Annotated in this window: 16 protein-coding genes; 13 read left to right on the top strand and 3 right to left on the bottom strand. The window is 47.8% G+C overall.

The features are described from left to right. Positions 1-71 precede the first annotated feature (71 nt). Entirely contained in the window at positions 72-1,154 is a 1,083-nt protein-coding gene (locus tag MHI06_RS28380) for a DUF1835 domain-containing protein (RefSeq protein WP_340399839.1), read from the top strand. A gap of 168 nt (positions 1,155-1,322) precedes the next feature. Here MHI06_RS28380 and MHI06_RS28375 read toward each other — a convergent pair whose 3' ends face one another. Further along, a complete protein-coding gene (locus tag MHI06_RS28375) occupies positions 1,323-1,841 on the bottom strand; it encodes a cupin domain-containing protein (protein WP_340399838.1) in 519 nt (172 codons plus the stop codon). A 333-nt stretch (positions 1,842-2,174) separates the two neighbouring features. Continuing rightward, entirely contained in the window at positions 2,175-2,348 is a 174-nt protein-coding gene (locus MHI06_RS28370; protein ID WP_169479974.1) for a CsbD family protein, read from the bottom strand. Between the two features lie 686 nt (positions 2,349-3,034). On the opposite strand from MHI06_RS28370, the gene MHI06_RS28365 reads away from it, so the two are divergent. The 10 genes from MHI06_RS28365 to MHI06_RS28320 all read left to right on the top strand — a co-directional run bounded on the left by MHI06_RS28365 (position 3,035) and on the right by MHI06_RS28320 (position 14,135). Next, the gene (locus tag MHI06_RS28365) at positions 3,035-3,481 is read left to right on the top strand and encodes a DUF1641 domain-containing protein (RefSeq protein WP_017691658.1); all 447 of its coding nucleotides are present in this window, start codon (positions 3,035-3,037) and stop codon (positions 3,479-3,481) included. Positions 3,482-3,505: 24 nt separating this feature from the next. Further along, on the top strand, positions 3,506-4,687 hold the full coding sequence (locus MHI06_RS28360) for an NAD(P)/FAD-dependent oxidoreductase (RefSeq protein ID WP_017691659.1): 1,182 nt from the start codon (positions 3,506-3,508) through the stop codon (positions 4,685-4,687). 316 nt (positions 4,688-5,003) lie between these two features. Further along, positions 5,004-5,648 carry an SDR family oxidoreductase gene (locus MHI06_RS28355; protein WP_340399837.1) on the top strand — a complete coding sequence of 215 codons (645 nt, stop codon included), beginning with the start codon at positions 5,004-5,006 and terminating at the stop codon, positions 5,646-5,648. A 55-nt stretch (positions 5,649-5,703) separates the two neighbouring features. Then, on the top strand, positions 5,704-6,450 hold the full coding sequence (locus tag MHI06_RS28350) for a response regulator transcription factor (RefSeq protein WP_340399836.1): 747 nt from the start codon (positions 5,704-5,706) through the stop codon (positions 6,448-6,450). Next, positions 6,447-7,823, top strand: a complete 1,377-nt coding sequence (locus MHI06_RS28345) for an ATP-binding protein (protein WP_340399835.1) — start codon at positions 6,447-6,449, stop codon at positions 7,821-7,823. The genes MHI06_RS28350 and MHI06_RS28345 overlap by 4 nt, the downstream gene beginning before the upstream one ends. Positions 7,824-7,901: 78 nt before the next feature. After that, positions 7,902-8,702 carry a PepSY domain-containing protein gene (locus MHI06_RS28340; protein WP_340399834.1) on the top strand — a complete coding sequence of 267 codons (801 nt, stop codon included), beginning with the start codon at positions 7,902-7,904 and terminating at the stop codon, positions 8,700-8,702. 237 nt (positions 8,703-8,939) lie between these two features. Then, positions 8,940-9,569, top strand: a complete 630-nt coding sequence (locus MHI06_RS28335; RefSeq protein ID WP_340399833.1) for a PepSY domain-containing protein — start codon at positions 8,940-8,942, stop codon at positions 9,567-9,569. A gap of 361 nt (positions 9,570-9,930) precedes the next feature. Beyond that, positions 9,931-11,439, top strand: a complete 1,509-nt coding sequence (locus MHI06_RS28330; protein ID WP_340399832.1) for an RICIN domain-containing protein — start codon at positions 9,931-9,933, stop codon at positions 11,437-11,439. Between the two features lie 235 nt (positions 11,440-11,674). Next, positions 11,675-12,466, top strand: a complete 792-nt coding sequence (locus tag MHI06_RS28325) for an ABC transporter ATP-binding protein (protein WP_340399831.1) — start codon at positions 11,675-11,677, stop codon at positions 12,464-12,466. Between the two features lies 1 nt (position 12,467). Continuing rightward, positions 12,468-14,135, top strand: coding sequence for a hypothetical protein (locus MHI06_RS28320; protein WP_340399830.1), 1,668 nt, complete (start codon positions 12,468-12,470; stop codon positions 14,133-14,135). Between the two features lie 691 nt (positions 14,136-14,826). On the opposite strand, the gene MHI06_RS28315 is transcribed toward MHI06_RS28320, so the two are convergent. Next, positions 14,827-16,041 (bottom strand): Glu/Leu/Phe/Val dehydrogenase dimerization domain-containing protein, encoded by a 1,215-nt coding sequence (locus MHI06_RS28315; RefSeq protein ID WP_340399829.1) that lies wholly within the window; start codon positions 16,039-16,041, stop codon positions 14,827-14,829. Between the two features lie 345 nt (positions 16,042-16,386). On the opposite strand from MHI06_RS28315, the gene MHI06_RS28310 reads away from it, so the two are divergent. Beyond that, complete coding sequence (locus MHI06_RS28310; protein WP_036606590.1) at positions 16,387-16,902, top strand: DUF2179 domain-containing protein; 516 nt, start codon at positions 16,387-16,389, stop codon at positions 16,900-16,902. Positions 16,903-17,239: 337 nt separating this feature from the next. After that, positions 17,240-18,619, top strand: a complete 1,380-nt coding sequence (locus tag MHI06_RS28305; RefSeq protein ID WP_340402198.1) for a hypothetical protein — start codon at positions 17,240-17,242, stop codon at positions 18,617-18,619. Positions 18,620-18,704 lie beyond the last annotated feature (85 nt).

Here is an 18,704-nt window from a genome sequence, read left to right as displayed (position 1 = left end):
GGGTACAGTGGTATATTTGTGTGGTATTTATGAATTACCCGGAGATGAACCTTTTTTAAAGGGGGATTAGTATGATTGAAAATGTCTTTGATTTTGATAAAGAATTATATCGCATGAATGAAGAAGAGCTTCGTTCGTTATTGCGTATGCTCTATCTTGGCGCGGACATGGCAGTTAGTCATCAGACAGAAGAACATTCGGTTGATTTTGCGGTGAGCGTACAGCGGATTTTTGAGGGGTTAGGCGAGGAGAGGAATCGGAAGCAAGCTGAGCAGCAAATGCTTGATACACAGAAGCCGCGTGAAATTCATATAGCGATTGGTGAATCACCGTTGGGTAGCATTAAGGTTGCCATGGGTAGTGTTCCTGGACGCGTGGGACGACGTTTTTATTCTATGAATGACTACTATGCTATAGGCCCATTAGGGGATCTCACTGATAAGATAGTTCTACAACGTAGACACCTCTGGTTGCTGGAGCGACTGCATTTAAGTGAACACGGAAATTACGCTATCAAAGGCGTAGATGAACTGATTCAATTAAATAACGTGATGAGTTCCATTGATGAAGAGACTAGAATAACCATTTGGTATGCTAACAACGCCCATGAGAAAACGGGTCTTCTGTTTGCTATTCATTTGCTTCGTAACAGGAAGAGTCCTGTTTATCTGATCGAGACAAGTGAACTGTATCAGGAGTTATTCCATAACCCTGACATTGAGTATGATGTTTGGAGAACAGGAGAGATTGTTTCTGAGAAGCTATTAGCCATGTGGAACCACTGTGTAAATGCAGAGCCGGTGTCTTCAGAAGAACGCAAGCAGATGGAGCAAGAGTGGGATTCTCTCTCTAAACAACAAGGCCATCTGCGAATAATGAAGGATAGTAAGATTCATAGCGTGTCCGAGGACGGAATTGATGATTTCATTATGCAAAAGGTGAGAGATCTTACATTAACCAGACAATCAGATGAATTTATAATATGTGCCCGTGTTTTAGGTGAAGTACTTGGATATTTAGAACAAACTGTGGGAGATGCATTTATTGAATATCGAATACGTCAACTTGTGCTGCAGGGCCGACTGGAGATGGAAGGTATCCCATATGCGATGAGATACTATGGTGTCCGACTTGCGAGTAAGGAGCGGAACTAAAAGTTACTGGCGTGCGATAGATTAGAGATTGAAGAAAAACATATAGACTGTACTCCGGCATGATTCTCCTACTTGTCCGGGGACAGTCTATTTGTTCATGCTTGAATACTGGACCAATTTCTCCTGTGCATTGTCTAATAAAGTTCTTTTTTCTCTCCATGATATCTGTTATGACTTCTTCCCATTCCAGATTTCCATTAGTGGCCCATCCTGCCCATAGACCGGATCGGTATCCGGAATCGGAACCTCACGTATTTCCTGAAGAGCCGTCTGCAGCTCGCCTTCCTCACCTGTGCGTGTATTGTAACTCATGCCGCCCGGATAGGCACCGGCAATACGAAAGTCAGTGCTGGATTCCAGACGTTTATGCCCTGTTCCAGCAGGAAGCACGACAACGTCGCCTGTCTGAAGGTACACTTTATGCCCATTTTCTCCGCCTAAAATCAATTTCACGAATCCGCTCACCACAGCAAGAGCCTCATGCGCGTTACTATGATAATGATGATAATTGAAAACACCATTCAACCAGCTATTTCCCCATCCATTACGGTTCAGCAACGATTCTGCATTCAGTGCTTCCTCTGCCCATACATTCTTATACAAAAGCACAGGCAGGGTCGGATGATTGGGAATTACACCATTCTCCTGAAGGAATAACGTCTCTATATTCTTTTTCCGTTCACTCATCTCATATCACCTCACTTTAAATTACCCGATAACCTCGAGGACGAACAAAAATGTAAAAGGAGTAAACGTGTATTATCGCAAGATCGCCACGCAGCATTAAATTCTACAACAAGGGAAACGCGCAGTTTCATTATCGATATGGCAAGATACGCAGTTCCAGCAGTATAGAACGCACAAAAAAAGCCAGGGAAGGGTGTATTGAATAACACCTTCCTTGGCTTTTTTGCGCCTCCGTCTCATGTTCAGATTTTCATCCGAATACGGACGGCCAGGCTAGTTTACAACGATCTATTGCACGAAATCATCGTGCTGTTGACCTCACATCAAAAGGATCTAGTGATCTTTTTTAACGTCAGCAATTTTATCCTGTACAGCACCTTTGGCTTTGTCTTTCTTGCCCTCAGCCTGAAGGGATCTGTTATTGGTTGCATTACCGATCTGATCCTTCACTTCGCCTTTAGCCTTATTAATGCCTGCTTTGATTTTATCGCTAGTTGAATTACTCATATCGAACATCTCCTTCGTTGTCTGGTGTAGTCCTAATTAACCGGGATGCCAGCATTCTAAACAAAAGAGGTATAATCCAATTTTTGCATTCGCGGCGCAAGAGGTTCATACTTGAAATAGAAAAGATGTCTCAATAATGGAATAAGGCTGTGCTCATCGCTGCATAATAACGACAGTGACCAATTTCGTTGCGCGAGATTATTGAATTTGGAAAACAATTCCTTTGAATATCGATAAACCAATCCTTCCTTGTGTACATATCGTACATCTGGTCATATGTGATCTTGTCTTAATACCACATGTGGTAGGAATACGGATTTTGGACAGGAAGATCGGCAGCACTAGCTTGCCTGCATGGGTTGACAAAAAAATCGATTTTGTTACAATGTTCACAATATCTTCACAAGTGTAAAAAATTTCTTTTTCATGTTCATGTGTAAGAGGTGTAATATAAGGGTATAGAGTTCGGTTTCGGCCTGCTTGTCGTTTTGTGCGTCAACACATGTTGTCCGCAATAGATCCAAGATACAATGCATGATATGGGAGTGGCCCTGAGCTACGCTCATCCTATTGTGTGAAATTTGGTACATTTAGATGTATTCGATGTATTTTGTGGTTCGGCTCTGCTTGACAGGCATCATGAAAGTCGCGGACTTCTATCCCAAAGTAAAGGAGGACTTTCTCTTATGTCACAATCGCCTACTCAACAAGAGGTGCCAGTTACAGAAGGTGCCAACGTTTCCGAGCGCCAGTCCTTGGACGTTCTGGATCAACTGATGAAGCCTGAGGTACAGGAGTCTTTAACCGTTCTGGTGGAGAACCTGCCTAAATTGGCTGAAATGGTTACTGCTATGACAAAAGCTTATGACTTTGCACAAAGTGTAGCAACAGACAAAGTTCTGATCAGCGACACAATGAGCGCAATGGGCGAGTTCGCTAAGCCTGTTGTAGACAAAGCTAAAGGTGTAGCTTCTGCTGCCATCGAAGCCAATGACCGTGCACAAACAGAGCAAACTTCAGTTGGCTTGTTCGCTATGCTGAAAATGCTTAAAGATCCAAACGTACAACAATCGCTTCGTTTTGCTCAATCTTTCTTGAGCATCTTGAACGAGCGTCAACAACCGAAACGTTAAGACTTAGAAGAACGGAGGATGGATATGTCGAAGCAAATTTTGATCTTGGGTGGAGGATACGGCGGTCTGTTGACTGCATTGACTGCGCGTCAATACTTGTCTCCGGAAGAAGCGACAATTACTGTCGTTAACCGTTACCCTACACACCAAATTATCACGGAACTGCACCGTCTTGCAGCAGGAAGCATTGCTGAACAAGCAGTTGCTCTTCCACTCGAAAAATTGCTGCGTGGCAAAAACGTGAACTTGAAAATCGATACGGTGGATACAATCAAGCCGGACGAGAAGAAAGTTCTGATGACCAGCGGCTCCACATACTCTTACGATGCACTTGTCGTTGCCCTGGGCAGCGAAACGGCATTCTTCGGAATTCCGGGATTGCAAGAGTACAGCTTCACGCTCAAATCGGTTAGCGATGCAAACCGTATTCGTGCACACGTTGAAGCACGTCTTGATGCTTACAAACAGTCCGGCAACAAAGCAGACGCTACGTTTGTTATTGGTGGCGGCGGCTTGACAGGTATTGAGCTTGTTGGTGAATTCGCTGACCTGCTTCCTGCTGTATGTCAAGAAAAAGGGATCGATTTCAAAGAAGTATCCCTGCACACGGTTGAAGCTGGTCCTTCCATCCTGGCTGGATTCCCACCAGAACTGGTTGAGCGTGCTAAATCGAGTCTTGAGAAACGTGGCGTTAACTTCATCGTTGGCGTAGCGATTACTGAGATGAAAGAAAACGAAGTTCTGCTGAAAGACGGCAGCTCCATCCCTACGAGCACACTCGTATGGACAGGTGGCGTACAAGGCAACGCTGTTGTTGCTAACAGCGGAATTGAAGTGGATCGTGGCCGTGCGAAAGTTACGGAAGTTCTGCAATCGACTTCTCACAAAGACGTGTTTGTTGCTGGTGACAGCGCAGTGGTCTTCCCTAGCGAAGGCGCTCGCCCTTACCCTCCAACAGCACAATTGGCTTGGCAAATGGGTGAAACCATCGGTCACAACTTGGGCGTAATGTTCAAAGGTGGCGCAATGGAATCCTTCACACCAGTATTCTCCGGTACGCTGGGAAGTCTGGGTCGTAAAGATGCTGTCGGCATGATCGGTGGCAACCAGACTCGTCTGAAAGGTCTGCCTGCAACCATGATGAAAGAAGCAAGTAACATCCGTTACCTGGCTCACATTCACGGTTTGTTCGCACTGGCTTACTAATCTTAATGCCATTCAAGGGCGCCCTTTTGGGCGTCCTTTTTTGTTGTGACCATACAAAGAATAACAGATATGCAATGTGAAAAAGGTGCGGCAGAAGTGGTCGATGTGAGGTCGCGTATAAAGTACATAGGGTATATGGTATATTAATGGGGTAACGGAAGATTTCACATTTCATAGATGTACTGAATGGACACGAACCTGGAAGCCGGCGCTTAGAAGCGCCGGCTTTCGTTTAAATTATAGGATGAGCATCTCTAAATAAAAGGAACGGGTAGCAGCAACAAGCCATCCGTCCAACCGAGAGGAGAAATGACGTATGAACGTTTTAGTTATAGGAGCAAATGGGCAAATCGGCAAGTTTTTGGTGGAGCAGCTGGTACAGGAAGGCAAGCATAAAGTAACGGCCATGATCCGCAAACCGGAGCAGGCAGACGCACTGAAGAAACTCGGTGCCGATGTGGTAATCGGTGATCTGGAGGGCAGTGTGGAGGACTTGGCCGAGGCAATGAAGGATCATAATGCCATTGTGTTTACGGCGGGTTCTGGCGGATCTACCGGTCAGGACAAAACACTGCTTATTGATCTCGACGGTGCGGTGAAGACGATGGAAGCCGCAGAGCAGCAAGGAATCTCCAGATATATTCTGGTCAGTGCGTATGGCGCAGATCAACGGGAGAAATGGTCAGAGTCCATCAAGCCTTATTACGTGGCGAAGCATTATGCGGATCGTGCACTGTTTGCAAGTGATCTTAATTACACGATTATTCGTCCAGGTGGTCTGAAGAATGAACCGGGCACGGGCAAGATTGCAGTTGGAACGGATCTGGAACCGGGAAGCATCCCGCGTGAAGATGTGGCCCGCGTCATCGTGGCTTCCTTACAGGAAGAGAAGACGTACCGGATGGCCTTTGATTTGATTGCTGGGGAGCAACCGGTTGAAGATGCCTTGGGCAAACTATAGATGTTATTGTAAGATAACGGGAGAATGAAATGATGGGGATGAGGGGGAGCGCTGCATGAACGAAGCCGTGCTGGTCATAGAGGATGAGCCCAAAATAGCACGTCTGCTGGAACTGGAACTACAGTATGAGGGATATCAGGTGGGCAAGGCTGGTAGTGGAACAGAAGGACTGGAGAAGTATGCAGAAGGACAGTGGGATCTGATTTTGCTTGATGTGATGTTGCCTGGTCTGAGCGGAATTGAAGTGTTGCGGCGAGTTCGGGCCAAAGATGCTACAGTACCGATCATTATGCTCACTGCCAAAGATTCTGTAGAAGACAAAGTATCCGGCCTGGATCTCGGAGCCAATGACTACATCACCAAGCCGTTTCAGATTGAAGAGCTGCTTGCCCGAGTTCGGGCGGCTTTACGGCTTAGTGCAGTTGCGTCTGTTGCTTCTTCCGCTTCTTCATCCACACCTAATGCAGGGAATGATTCACTGGAGCACAAGGATGAGGCGGGCTGGTTGACGGCTGCCGGGTTGAGACTGAATGAAGGAACGCGAGAGATATCCCGAGATAGCGTGCCCATTGAGCTTACTCCGCGTGAGTTCGATCTATTGGTGTATCTACTTCAGAATCAACGTCAGGTGCTCAGTCGTGATCAGATTGTGCAGGCCGTGTGGGGATACGATTATTATGGAGATACCAATGTGGTGGATGTGTATATTCGTTATGTGCGCAAAAAGGTGGATAACGGATTCACACCACCCTTAATACATACTGTACGGGGCGTAGGATACGTCCTGAAGGAACAGTCATGAGCTTGCGTAGTAAAATCTACGGATATTCGTCTGTATTATTTGCTGTGCTGTTAATCGCGGTGAATCTGTCGGTCTATATCGTGTTTGAGCGGATGTCGATTGATAACGAGGTTAATCGGGTGGAAGCAGAGGCCGAGTCTATTGTCAAAGGAGTACGTCAGTCTGCCGGCTCCATTCCACCGGACGACTTATTGCGGGCCTATGCGCCTGTGAACGGCATGCTTCGGATCGTCAATGAAGACGGCACCAGTTCCCCGGTGACAACAACAGCAGCTTCCGAGCAGCTGAGCAAGCTGCCTTATAAGTACGAAAGTGAGAAGAAATCAGAGTATACCCAAGTTGAACAGATTGGTTATGTATGGGTTTCGGTCCCGGTCATCTGGCCTGATGGCGAGGTGGTGAATGTGCAGGTCACCGAGAGCATTGCAGAGACGGAGAATCGTCTGTCTGTACTTCGTACCGTGCTTGTGGCGGTCACGATTATTGCTCTCATTCCAGCCATTATCTCCAGCCGGATTCTGGCGAACCGGATGACCAGACCGATTCAGCAGATGACACGCACGATGACTGACATACAGTCCAGCGGCCAATTCAAGCGTCTTCCACTGGAGGAAGGGTCGAAGGATGAACTGAAAACAATGGGACAGACGTTTAACCGGATGATGGACCTGCTCGAATCCAACTTTGAGCGACAGGAGCGATTCGTGTCAGATGCATCCCATGAACTCAAAACACCGCTGACCATTATTGAGAGCTATGCGAGTCTGCTACAGCGGCGAGGAAAAGAACGGCCCGAGGTATTCGATGAAGCGGTGGAGGCGATTCTGTCCGAATCGGTTCGCATGCGAGAGATGACCGAGCAACTGTTACTGCTTGCGAAGCAGCCAGAGCAGTGGAATGTGCAGTTGACGCGTGTGGATATCACGAGACTGGCTACAGACTCGACACGTGCGTTTCGCGAAGCCTATCACCGCGAAGTCCAGTGTGAGGATCCAGGCCCAATCTGGGCGATAAGCGATGAGAGCAAGCTGAAGCAGCTGTTGTTTATTTTGTTGGATAATGCCCGGAAGTATAGTGAAGATGCAATTGAAGTCAGGCTGGAAGCCAAGGGGCAAGAGTGCCGTATTCGCATCGTGGATACCGGGATTGGTATGCGGGAGGAAGAGCTGGAGAAGGTATTTGACCGATTCTACCGGGTTGATCCGGCCAGAACACGCAGCTTAGGCGCAAGCGGTTCAGGTCTGGGGTTGTCACTCGCCAAAGAGCTTGCAGGAGCAGTTGGAGCACGGATCGAACTGACCAGTACCGAGGGTAAAGGCACCGAGGCTTCAATTATTTTGCCAATATCCGTTCAGAACGGACCGCTCTCATGAAATTCTCATTCTTCTCTTATATACTGATAAGCATCAGATCAACTGGGGATGATAAGAGAGCGCATAGGGGGAAACGTGATGACAGAGCATGAGCAGCGACCACCGGAAATGAAACGGCATGAACAAGGGAACAGTGGATGGGCGAAATCGCGAAGATCACTCTGGTGGGGTTCAGGGCTTCTCGTTGTGCTGATTGTGGCAGTAGTTGTGTGGTGGAAGCCTTGGCAATCGACTGGTGTGGTACTTACGGCAGATGCGGCAGCACAATCGGTGCTTGATCAATATCCAGGTGAGATTGTGAATTCCACGTTGAAGGACGGGACGTATATCATGCAGCTTCGCTCGGAGGCCGGATTGTATGACGTGCAAGTGGATGCCGTTACAGCTGCTGTGAATTCCATCAAACGGCTGGAGTCCAACCCGCAAGCGGAAGAGAAGACGTTATGGAGCCGCGAGCAGATCAAGACGGCGTTGTTAAAACAACAAACGGATGACCAACTGGTCTCGCTAGAACTTGTGGAGCAGCAAGGTAGTCCGGTATACACCGCGGTGGTGAAGGCGAAGGATAATAGCCGTGAAGAACTTACGATTGATCCATATACCGGAGAGACGATATCTTCCAAAACAATCGCAGCGCCGACAACTGAACCAACCAAGGATGATCCTAAACCTCAGTTTCTGAGCGAAAAGCAAGCGAAGCAGAAGGCGCTTGCGGAGATCCCTGGGGAAGTGGACGACATAGAACTACGTGGAACCAATAGCGGCAATCCGTATTATCTGGTTGAAATTGATCTGGCGGATGGCCGGGAAGCCATTGTACAAGTGAATGCCATCTCGGGAGCGATTCGTTCCGTGACTTGGGATGAGGACGAGGATTAACATTTGCACAGGAATCCATTGAATATAGAGTTACACCTTGTTGGATAGATGATTCCTAATTTAGGGGTCATCTTTTTCTTTTCTTTTAGATTACATACATAATGAACACTCATTAAATGAGCAATCTCCTCATTTTCTCATCAAATTCTAATCTAACTCTCGCTGATCTCTCATTCCTGCAGGTTATTCTATAAATGTAGACGAGAACGAAAACAACAAACGAGGAGATGAATGATGATGATGAACAAACATAAACTTTGGATTGGTAGCTTGTCAGCAGCGGTATTACTTGGTGGATCAGCCGTAGCGGCTAGTGGGAATGTGAACGGACAAGCGGTGCAAACTACACCAACGTCAACAACACAATCCGTAACACAGAATCAGAACAGCACAGGCAAAATGCTGAATGCATCACAGGCGAAAGCGTTAGCCTTGAAAGCAGCCGATGGTAAAGTGGATGACGTGGACCTGGAGCGCAGAAACGGCCAAACGTTCTATGAAATTGAGATCGACAGAAAAGGAACCAATGATGTGGTTGTTCGTCTGGATGCTTACACAGGCAAAATCCTGGCAGTCGTGAACGATGAAGACTACGATGATGACGACGATTATAAAGGTACTGTAACAGGCAATACGTCTAATAACTCTGCTTCCAAGCAGGTCAAATTGACGGCATCCCAAGCTTCAAACATTGCGTTGAAACAAGTTACGGGTGGTAAAGTAACCAAAGTCGAGCTGGATCATGATGATGGTCGCTATGTATATGAGATCGAGCTGAGAACCGCTCAAGGTGAAGCAGATGTAGATATCGATGCCAACACAGGCAAAGTGTTATCGTTCGACCAAGATTTTGATGACGAAGATTAAGCAATAAGGGCGAGTATACGCCGATAAAACATCATATAATGAACCTGCCCATGAACAGCCACACGCAGCCAGAGACAGTTACATCATGGAGGGCAGAGCAGATAGAGCAGAGGACGCTTCGGGGGAAGCGTCTTTTTGCTGTCTATGGAGAGAACGGAGTATGAAATTGTACATGTTCCGCCGGATTGTTCACTATGCGAGCAGGAACGTGGCGGATACAATCGGAATCAGGGAGGTGAAGCCCAACCAGTATTACCAAGAATTCTAATGCTAAAATGCATCATCGATCGGAGGCAGATGAGACATATCGATTTTAATTTTGTGTAAGCGCTTCACTAAAAATATGGAGGTGCATTACGATATGGCTATGAACGATGGATGGTTGAAAAAGAATACACATTCACATCGCTTTACCCGCCGCATAAGTTATCTGCTTGCTTTGGTTTTGGCTCTGCAATCAATAGGTATGCTGCTTGCACCCGGACCGGATGCTTCAGCTGCTCCGCTGAGTGTAACGAACGGGGTACAGTTCAAGGATACCAATGGCAATGTCATTCATGCTCATGGGGGTGGAATGATCAAGGCGAACGGGTATTATTACTGGTTTGGGGAGAACCGCAATGCGAATGGAACGTTCAAGGCCGTGTCCGTGTATCGTTCATCGGATCTGAAGAACTGGGAGTATCGCAATGATGTGCTGACCAGCAGCTCGGCAGCCGAGCTAAATATCTCTAACATTGAACGCCCAAAGGTCATCTACAACAGTGCTACCGGCAAATATGTGCTGTGGATGCACAAGGAGAATGGTCTGGATTATGGAGAGGCCAGAGTGGCCGTAGCTACTTCGAATACGGTTGATGGCAATTACACGTATGTGGGCAGCTATCGTCCACTTGGGTATGATTCCAGAGATATGACGGTGTATAACGATAACGGAACCGCCTATCTAATCTCTGCGACCCGAGTGAATGCTGATCTGAATATATATAAGCTGACCCCGGATTTCCTGGGTGTGGAATCCCTAGTCACAACGCTGTGGCCTGGACAATATCGTGAAGCACCTGCCCTATTCAAAAAAGACGGCGTCTACTTCCTGATCACCTCGGGTGCAACTGGCTGGAATCCAAATCAGGCCAAATATGCGACAGCCTCCAGCATTACAGGCACATGGAGCGGCCTAAGCAATTTTGGAGACAGCACAACGTATGGTTCTCAATCCACCTATGTTGTTCCAGTAGAAGGTTCACAGACGACATCCTATCTCTACATGGGTGATCGCTGGGCTGGTGCATGGAGCGGACCTGTGCAGGATTCCAAGTATGTCTGGTTGCCACTTTCATTCCCGAGTTCAACCAGTCTGGCGATGAACTGGGCCAGCAGTATTACGATTGATACAGCAACAGGTACTGTGACCGGAGTGAGTACACCGGATGTATGGGACCCGAATGCTTCATATCAGCTGATTAGTCGTAAGAGTAACAAATTGCTGAATGTCATTGGGGGTTCTTCCGCCAACGGTGCGGATCTGGAGCAGCGAGCAGATGGGGGAACAACCAGTCAACAGTGGCAGATTACTGATGCGGGTGGCGGTTATGTCAAAATTATCAACCGTTCCAGCGGCAAGCTGATCGGTGTGGAGAATGGTGCCACGACGGATGGGGCTGTCATTGAACAGTGGAATGATGGGGGCTGGGCCAGCCAGCAGTGGCAGCTCGTCCATGTAGGTGGTGGTTATTATAAACTGAAGAACCGCAGTACAGGCAAGGTCTTGGACATCTCCAGTCAATCCCTGGCAGATGGGGCTGCGGCCATCCAGTGGACGGATAATGGCGGCACGAATCAGCATTTTCAGATTGTTAAGGTGCAATAAGGCGTTTTAAATATTACAAAATAAGGTTCAATTTAAAGTGGAAGCCCTTGTCTCTTACCATAAGGTGGGACAGGGGCTTTGTGATGTGTTCACACTTGTTATGTGATGCTCTTACTCGAAGGGGATATGCAGATGATGGCTCATATCGTGACCTATTTCCGATCATTACCATCCCAATCTGTGGTAAACTAGTAGAATTGTAGAAAAAAGATAGAGACAGGAGCTGGATAACGAAGTGAGTGGAGAACAAGTACTGTCAATTGAAGGCTTGCGTATGCGATACAACGGACGTTATGTGCTGAATGGCATCGATCTGGAAGCGAATCGTGGTGAGATGATTGGATATATTGGTCCGAACGGGGCCGGCAAGAGTACGACGGTCAAGATTTTACTCGGGCTGGTTGAAGGATATGTAGGCACGGTGCGAATCTTTGGTAAAGATATTGCGGATGGGGATGTAGAGTACAAACGCAGAATCGGTTATGTTCCGGAGGTCGCGGAATTGTACGAACAATTAACGCCTGCGGAGTATCTGACCTTTACAGGAGAGTTGTACGGGATGTCCTATGAAGATGCGGATTATAAAGCCAAGCTACTGATGGATTGTTTTGGAATGGAAAAATCATATCATTCCCGCATTGCCTCCTTTTCCAAAGGCATGCGTCAGAAAGTGCTGTTGATCTCTGCACTGCTGCATGACCCGGATCTGTTGTTCCTGGATGAACCGCTCAGCGGATTGGATGCCAATAGTGTGATGGTGGTCAAAGAGATTTTGTCACAATTGTCAGCCAAAGGCACAACCATCTTCTATTCGTCCCACATCATGGATGTGGTGGAGAAGATCAGCAGTCGAATTGTACTGATCGCTGAAGGACGCGTAGTGGCAGACGGTACGTTCAAGCAGCTTCAACAGCAATCCATGGAAGGTTCATTGACATTGGAGGAAGTATTCAATCAATTGACAGGCTTCAATGAACATAAAGCGATTGCTGAGCGTTTTGTATCCATTGTGCAGGAGGTGTACTGATATGGAGGAATCCTCCGACTTCCGCACACTCAAAATTCTGGATCGCTTTCGTCCGCTCATCGCCAGAACAGGGGCGGATTATGATGTACTGCGTCTGATTTTGCGAGTGAAGTTCCAGATGGATCAACGCAGAGTACCTACCATTTTGTCCAACAATTCAGGGAAAAAGGAGCGCAAGGAAGGTAATCAGTTTCTTCGTTCCCTATGGTTGTATGGATTAATGGGACTGCTGATGGTTCCTTTCATCGTCTGGGATACGGGGCATTTCATGCTTCAGATGGGACTTGTGTTCGGCATCTTAATGTTTATGATCATGACGTCCATGATCTCGGATTTTTCCTCTGTGCTGCTGGACATTCGGGATCGCAATATCATTATGACCAAGCCCGTTAATGGGCGAACGGTGGGCATGGCCCGAGCCATCCATGCAGGCGTCTATCTGCTATTGCTAACGGGTTCATTAACCGGTATACCGCTAATTGCCGCGTTGGTGACGCATGGGATCGGATTCTTTCTGATTTTCCTCGTGGAACTGATTCTGATCAATATGCTGATTTTGGTGACGACGTCTCTGATCTATCTGTTCATGATGAAGTTTCTGGATGGTGAGAAGCTGAAGGATATGATTAACATGGTACAGATTTTGCTTTCCGTGGGGATTGCGATCGGTTATCAGCTGGTTATCCGTTCGTTCAGCATTATTGATTTTGGTATGGTATTTACCCCGGCATGGTGGCAGTTGCTGTTACCTCCATTATGGTATGCGGCCGCATATGAATGGTTGTTTGCAGGGGGCGGTAATGTGTGGATCTATACGTTCACAGCATTGGCAGTCTTGGTTCCTGTGGTGAGTCTGATCGTATATGTGAAGCTTATGCTTGCCTTTGAACTGTATTTGGAAAAAATGGCACATTCGGGTCAGTCCTCTGGACGCAGACGCGGAAGATGGGATCGGTTGATCTCCAAGGTGGTCAGTCGTTCCAGAGAGGAGCAAGCTTGCTTCCGTCTGTCAGCCAGCATGATGCGCAGTGAACGGGAATTCAAGCTGAAGGTGTATCCATCGCTTGGTTTATCATTTGTCTTACCTTATGTATTTTGGTTTACCGAATTGCAATCTTCTACCTGGGCAGAGTTTAGGCAAAGTTCATTCGTATACACCTTTTATATTGTGCTAATGCTGGTTGTCACGGTTGTGGTCATGCTGAAATTTTCGGGACAATATAAGGCGTTCTGGACCTTTCGCGCTGCACCGATGGCAAATGATAGCGCGTTATACAAAGGCGCTCTGAAGGCGTTCTTGTGCAACATGTTCCTGCCTATATTTCTGGCGAATGCCGTTCTGTTTACCTGGACATTTGGATTACGAATACTGCCGGATATTGCGATAATTATGCTGACAGCTACAGCGCTTGTACCACTGGCAGGCAAGTTGCTGCTGCGTAAGCCGCCGTTCTCCCAATCCTTCAGTATGGCACAGCAAAGTGATGGTTGGTATGTATTCGCCGCCCTCCCTGTGCTCGCCATGTTATGGGGAGTCCATGTCTTTTTCCGTTCCGTGTCAGGGGGCGTATGGATATATGGTGCGCTTCTGATCGTAGCGAATGTGTTGCTGTGGACGCTGCTGTATCGAGAGAAGAAGACAGCGAAGAATAGGTCGGTTGTAGTTTAAGAAGTTGCAGAAGAACGGAAGAACTGAAGATTAAAAGAGTAAAAGAAAGAACGAACAAGAGGGACAGTGACAAAAAAACTCAATGTGTTACGTGCAGAGAGCGATTGTAACAAATGAGCCTAAAAGAACCAACGTGTAGAGAATTAAGAAATTAATGTAGAGTGCATCAGAGAATTAAGAATTAAACTCTGAAGAACCAGAGAACTAAGAACCTACGCGATAAGAGCTTAGAAGGAGAAAGTGATAGAAGCTTAAAAGAGCTAACTTAGACTCTGATGTCGAGGTTAGCTCTTTTTGATAGGAATATTTCAGCGGATAACCCCTTTGTCTGAAGCGCTAACGAATCTGAGACAACCTATTGGGGGTAATGATTAGAAAAATAAATTCTAACGAATCTCAGTAACGCTATCGCTTCAAAAAGTAGCTATTTAGCTCGAAAAAGGACCAATCTAGGCAAAATAGCGTCGCTGTGATTCGTTAGATATTAGAATCATGCTAAAAGGGGCAAATAACGTGTATCAGATTCGTTAGCATGGAGTAAAGCGGTGGAGTTTCTCTTTCAGCACGTCGGAATCTGTCGGAATGCAGTGAAGCCCATGATGAGTTCCGGTTATATTATAACTTTGAACCAATAGCGTGGCGGAGAAGATGTTGGCGGTATGAATATACTTGGGTGGCAGGGTTTGATGCTCTATTTCCTATGGCCTGATCGGAGGATGGATTCCGCTAGCCGATCGGCTGCATCCGCTGTGGAGATTGCAGATTGCGCAGCTTCTGCGTATACCTTGCTTAGCGTGCCTGCAATCCCCGCCACTTTTTGGCGGATCAGGTCAGGCCCGGCGCCTTCCAGCTCGTAGGCGGTGGAGATGATTCCGCCTGCGTTCAGCACGTAATCAGGCGCGTACAGAACGCCGCGCGCCTGCATGCGGCCAACAACCAGCTGTCGTTCACTCAGCTGGTTGTTGGCCGCCCCGGCAACGATGGAGCAGCGTAGCTCCTCCACCGTTGCCGGGGTCAGTACGCCCCCTAGGGCACAGGGGGCGTAAACCATGCAGTCAGCGGCGTGGATATGGGCCGGATCCGCCGAGATGGCGCCGCTGAACTGCACAAGGGCACGTTGTACACGCTCCGGTACAACGTCTGCCACAATGAGCCGTGCCCCGGCTGCATGCAGGTAACGGCACAGGGCATGCCCGACCTTGCCCAGTCCCTGGACGGCAACGGGAATGCCCTGCAAAGATGCAATGCCTTGCTGGCCCAGTGAGGTCACAATGCCGATGTGTACGCCATAGGCGGTCATCTCGGCAGTGAAGTCATCCTGCGCCCCAAGCGAACCTGTGGTGTCCGTCACATGTGCGGTCTCCAATCGGATCTGGTCCATGTCTGTCGCCGTGGTACCCAGATCAAGACCGGTCACGTACCGTCCGTTCAGCCGTTCCAGACAACGACCCAGTGCGCGGAAGCGCTGCGCTCGCTTGGATACGTCTGTATCCAGGCTTTTATCTATACGATGCGCCACCTGATCGGCCGCGACTTCCCGTTCCGTGGCAGCGGCCTTTCGTTGCTCTCCCCCTAGATCTCCAGCGACCTGCTCAACGCTCTGAGACCCGTAGCTACCCTCATCCGGTGCTGCATTCTTCGCAAAAGGTACATCCCATATGACCACTTTCCCGCCGCCATACGGCAGTCCGGAGATTGCATTTTTGTACGTCATGCCTTTGGCAAGCTTCACGGCGTCCTGAACAGCCGCTTCCTCGGACGCATACGTCCAGTAGCGGCATCCGCCGAGCGCGGGTCCAAGGACCGTGTTATGAATGGCAATGACTGCCCTCAATCCACTATCTGCATCATGGCAAAAAATGAGTTCCTCCATGCCTTCCCGCTCCATCTCCTGCCATAGCTGCATGACGGTCCCCCCTTTTGTTTTGGCCCATCCATCCTGGTTCTGACCTGTTATCCTGTGTGATCGTGCTTGGCTTTTTGTTGATACAGCATATTCACAGGCACCGGTTTTCGACCCTGGGACCTCCGTCGGGTTGATAATCGGTACAAACGGTTCTATAATGGCAGTTCCGGCATGCCAGAGAGCAGAAAATGCCTACGAATTGACATCCAACCGTTTAGAATGAGGGTATAACGTCCAATGATGGAGATAGAGCGAACGTACAGGAAGTGTAGATGAAACAAAATCGTCGAGTATACGCAGCAAAGGGCCAATTTCGATGTGAAGGCCAGGAAAGAGGGATTTTGATTGTTTAAAATATTGGTATTTATCTTTTTGATCCAGATTGTGTACGTATCGGCTTATACACTCCGGATGATTCTGACACTCAAAGGACAGAAATATATCGCGGCACTCATCAGCATGGGTGAGATTGTGATCTATGTACTCGGTCTGAATCTTGTGCTCCAATACCTTACTCAGCCTTCGGCCCTGATTGTGTACGCGGTGGGTTATGGACTTGGGGTGTTGCTCGGTGCGTGGATTGAAGAGAAGATCGCGCTCGGTTACGTTACCGTTAAAGTCATCTGTAACCAGATGGGCAACAACGTCGCGAATGCCCTGCGAGATAAAGGATATGGTGTTACTGCATGGGTGGGCAGTGGACGGGATGGGGATCGGCTCGTCATGGAGATTCTGGCAAAACGTAAAAACCAGAAATTGCTCTATCAGACGATTCTTGATCTGGACCCCAAAGCATTTGTCATTACCGTAGAACCCAAACAGTTCCATGGCGGCTTTTGGACACGTTCCATCAAAAAGTAAAATCGAGCAGGTCTGCAGCAGATGCAGTCCTGCTTTTTTGGTTTCATTTTATCCGACACCTTCTTGTTGCCTCGATGTATCCCTAAAACCTCACTTCCAAAGTTAACTCCGTACGATTCAAGGTTGCTTACAGTATAAACCCTTACCATACCAGCATTTCCTAGCTACATGTGAGATAGGGATTATTGTTGTAATCGCTTTCAACATCTACATTTAGAACATGTACTTCGTAACATGATATGGCAGCGATGGACGAATGTAATCATCATATTTTGGGAGGAATGGAATCGTGAAAACTAAATTTCGAAGTTTATGTAGCACAGCCTTGGCTCTAACGTTGGGGTTAACTTTATTGTCCGGACCAGCAAGTGTACAGGCAGCGGGCAACGCAGACTACAATCTCACAGGCTTCTCCCAAGGTAATGCGGGCGGCGGGATCATCAGTGAATCGAACACAGCCACGTATAAGAAAGTGTATAATGCGACCGATCTGGCACTGGCTCTGAAAAAGAACTCCGGCGTCAAAGTCGTTGAGATCATGAACGATCTGAATCTGGGATGGAATGAAATTCCGAGCGCAGCGCAGACTTCTCCTTTTGCCAAGCATAATGATGCGCTGACACATCCCGTATTGAAGCAGACAGGTGTCAGCAAACTTACGATTGACGGTTTCAATGGACTCACCATTTTCTCCGCTAATGGCTCCAAAATCAAACACGCTGCGATCAGCGTGAAACGAAGCTCCAACGTCATCATCCGCAACCTGGAATTCGATGAGTTATGGGAATGGGATGAATCCACCAAAGGTGATTACGACAAGAACGATTGGGATTACATCACTCTGGAGGAGAACAGCAACGTATGGATTGATCACTGCACATTCAATAAAGCCTATGACGGACTCGTCGATTCGAAAAAAGGAACCAGTGGCGTGACCATCTCCTGGTCCCTCTTCAAAGGGGATGACGGCAGCTCGAACAGCTGGGTTACCCAGCAGATTAACGAATTGGAAGCGAACAAGGCTTCCTATCCCATGTACAACTACCTGCGCAGCAGTGCTGTAGGTCTCAGCAAAGCTGATATTATCGCGATCTCTGGACCGCAAAAGAAAGGACATCTGGTCGGTTCCACCAGCCTGGAGTCGGCTAACGCCAATCTGTCTATGACGCTGCACCATAACTTGTACAAAGATATTCAGGACCGGATGCCACGCCTGCGTGGAGGCAACGCACATGCATATAATATCGTGATGGATGCAACAGGGGCACGTGCCGCTAAAGCTAAAATTACGACGGTGATGGCGACAGCAATTGCGTCCAAAGGCTATAAGTTCGATATTATTGGTAACGGGGCAATCTCTACGGAGAGCGGAGCTGTATTGGTTGAGAAATCAGTCATTAAGGACGTGCTGTACCCTGTTCGCAACAATCAGACCGATCCGGCAAATCCAACTTATACTGGCAAAATCAGAGTGACCGATACCATGTATTCTTTGGATGGCAGCTCATTCCGTGGCAGTAGTGATACGTCTGGCAGTCCGTTGGCGCCAATCCCGGCCGTGGTAAAATCATTCTCCTGGAACGGCTTTTCGTCACTCCCATACAGCTACACTACGGATGATCCATCCACGCTGAATGCACGCCTCACGGCTTCCAATGGCGCCGGCTCAGGTAAACTGACTTGGTCCAAGGACAATTGGTTGAAGACAAGTTATTAAATGGCAAGAGTATTCACTGACTCAAAAAGTAAAATCCAACCCAGTAGGGGTCAAACAGCAAACAAGCTACCTCGCATGATGATAG

Source organism: Paenibacillus sp. FSL H8-0079, assembly GCF_037991315.1.
Taxonomy (GTDB): Bacteria; Bacillota; Bacilli; order Paenibacillales; family Paenibacillaceae; genus Paenibacillus.
The sequence above is the reverse complement of the archived record's forward strand: the minus strand, read 5'-3'. Positions and strand labels throughout refer to the sequence as shown.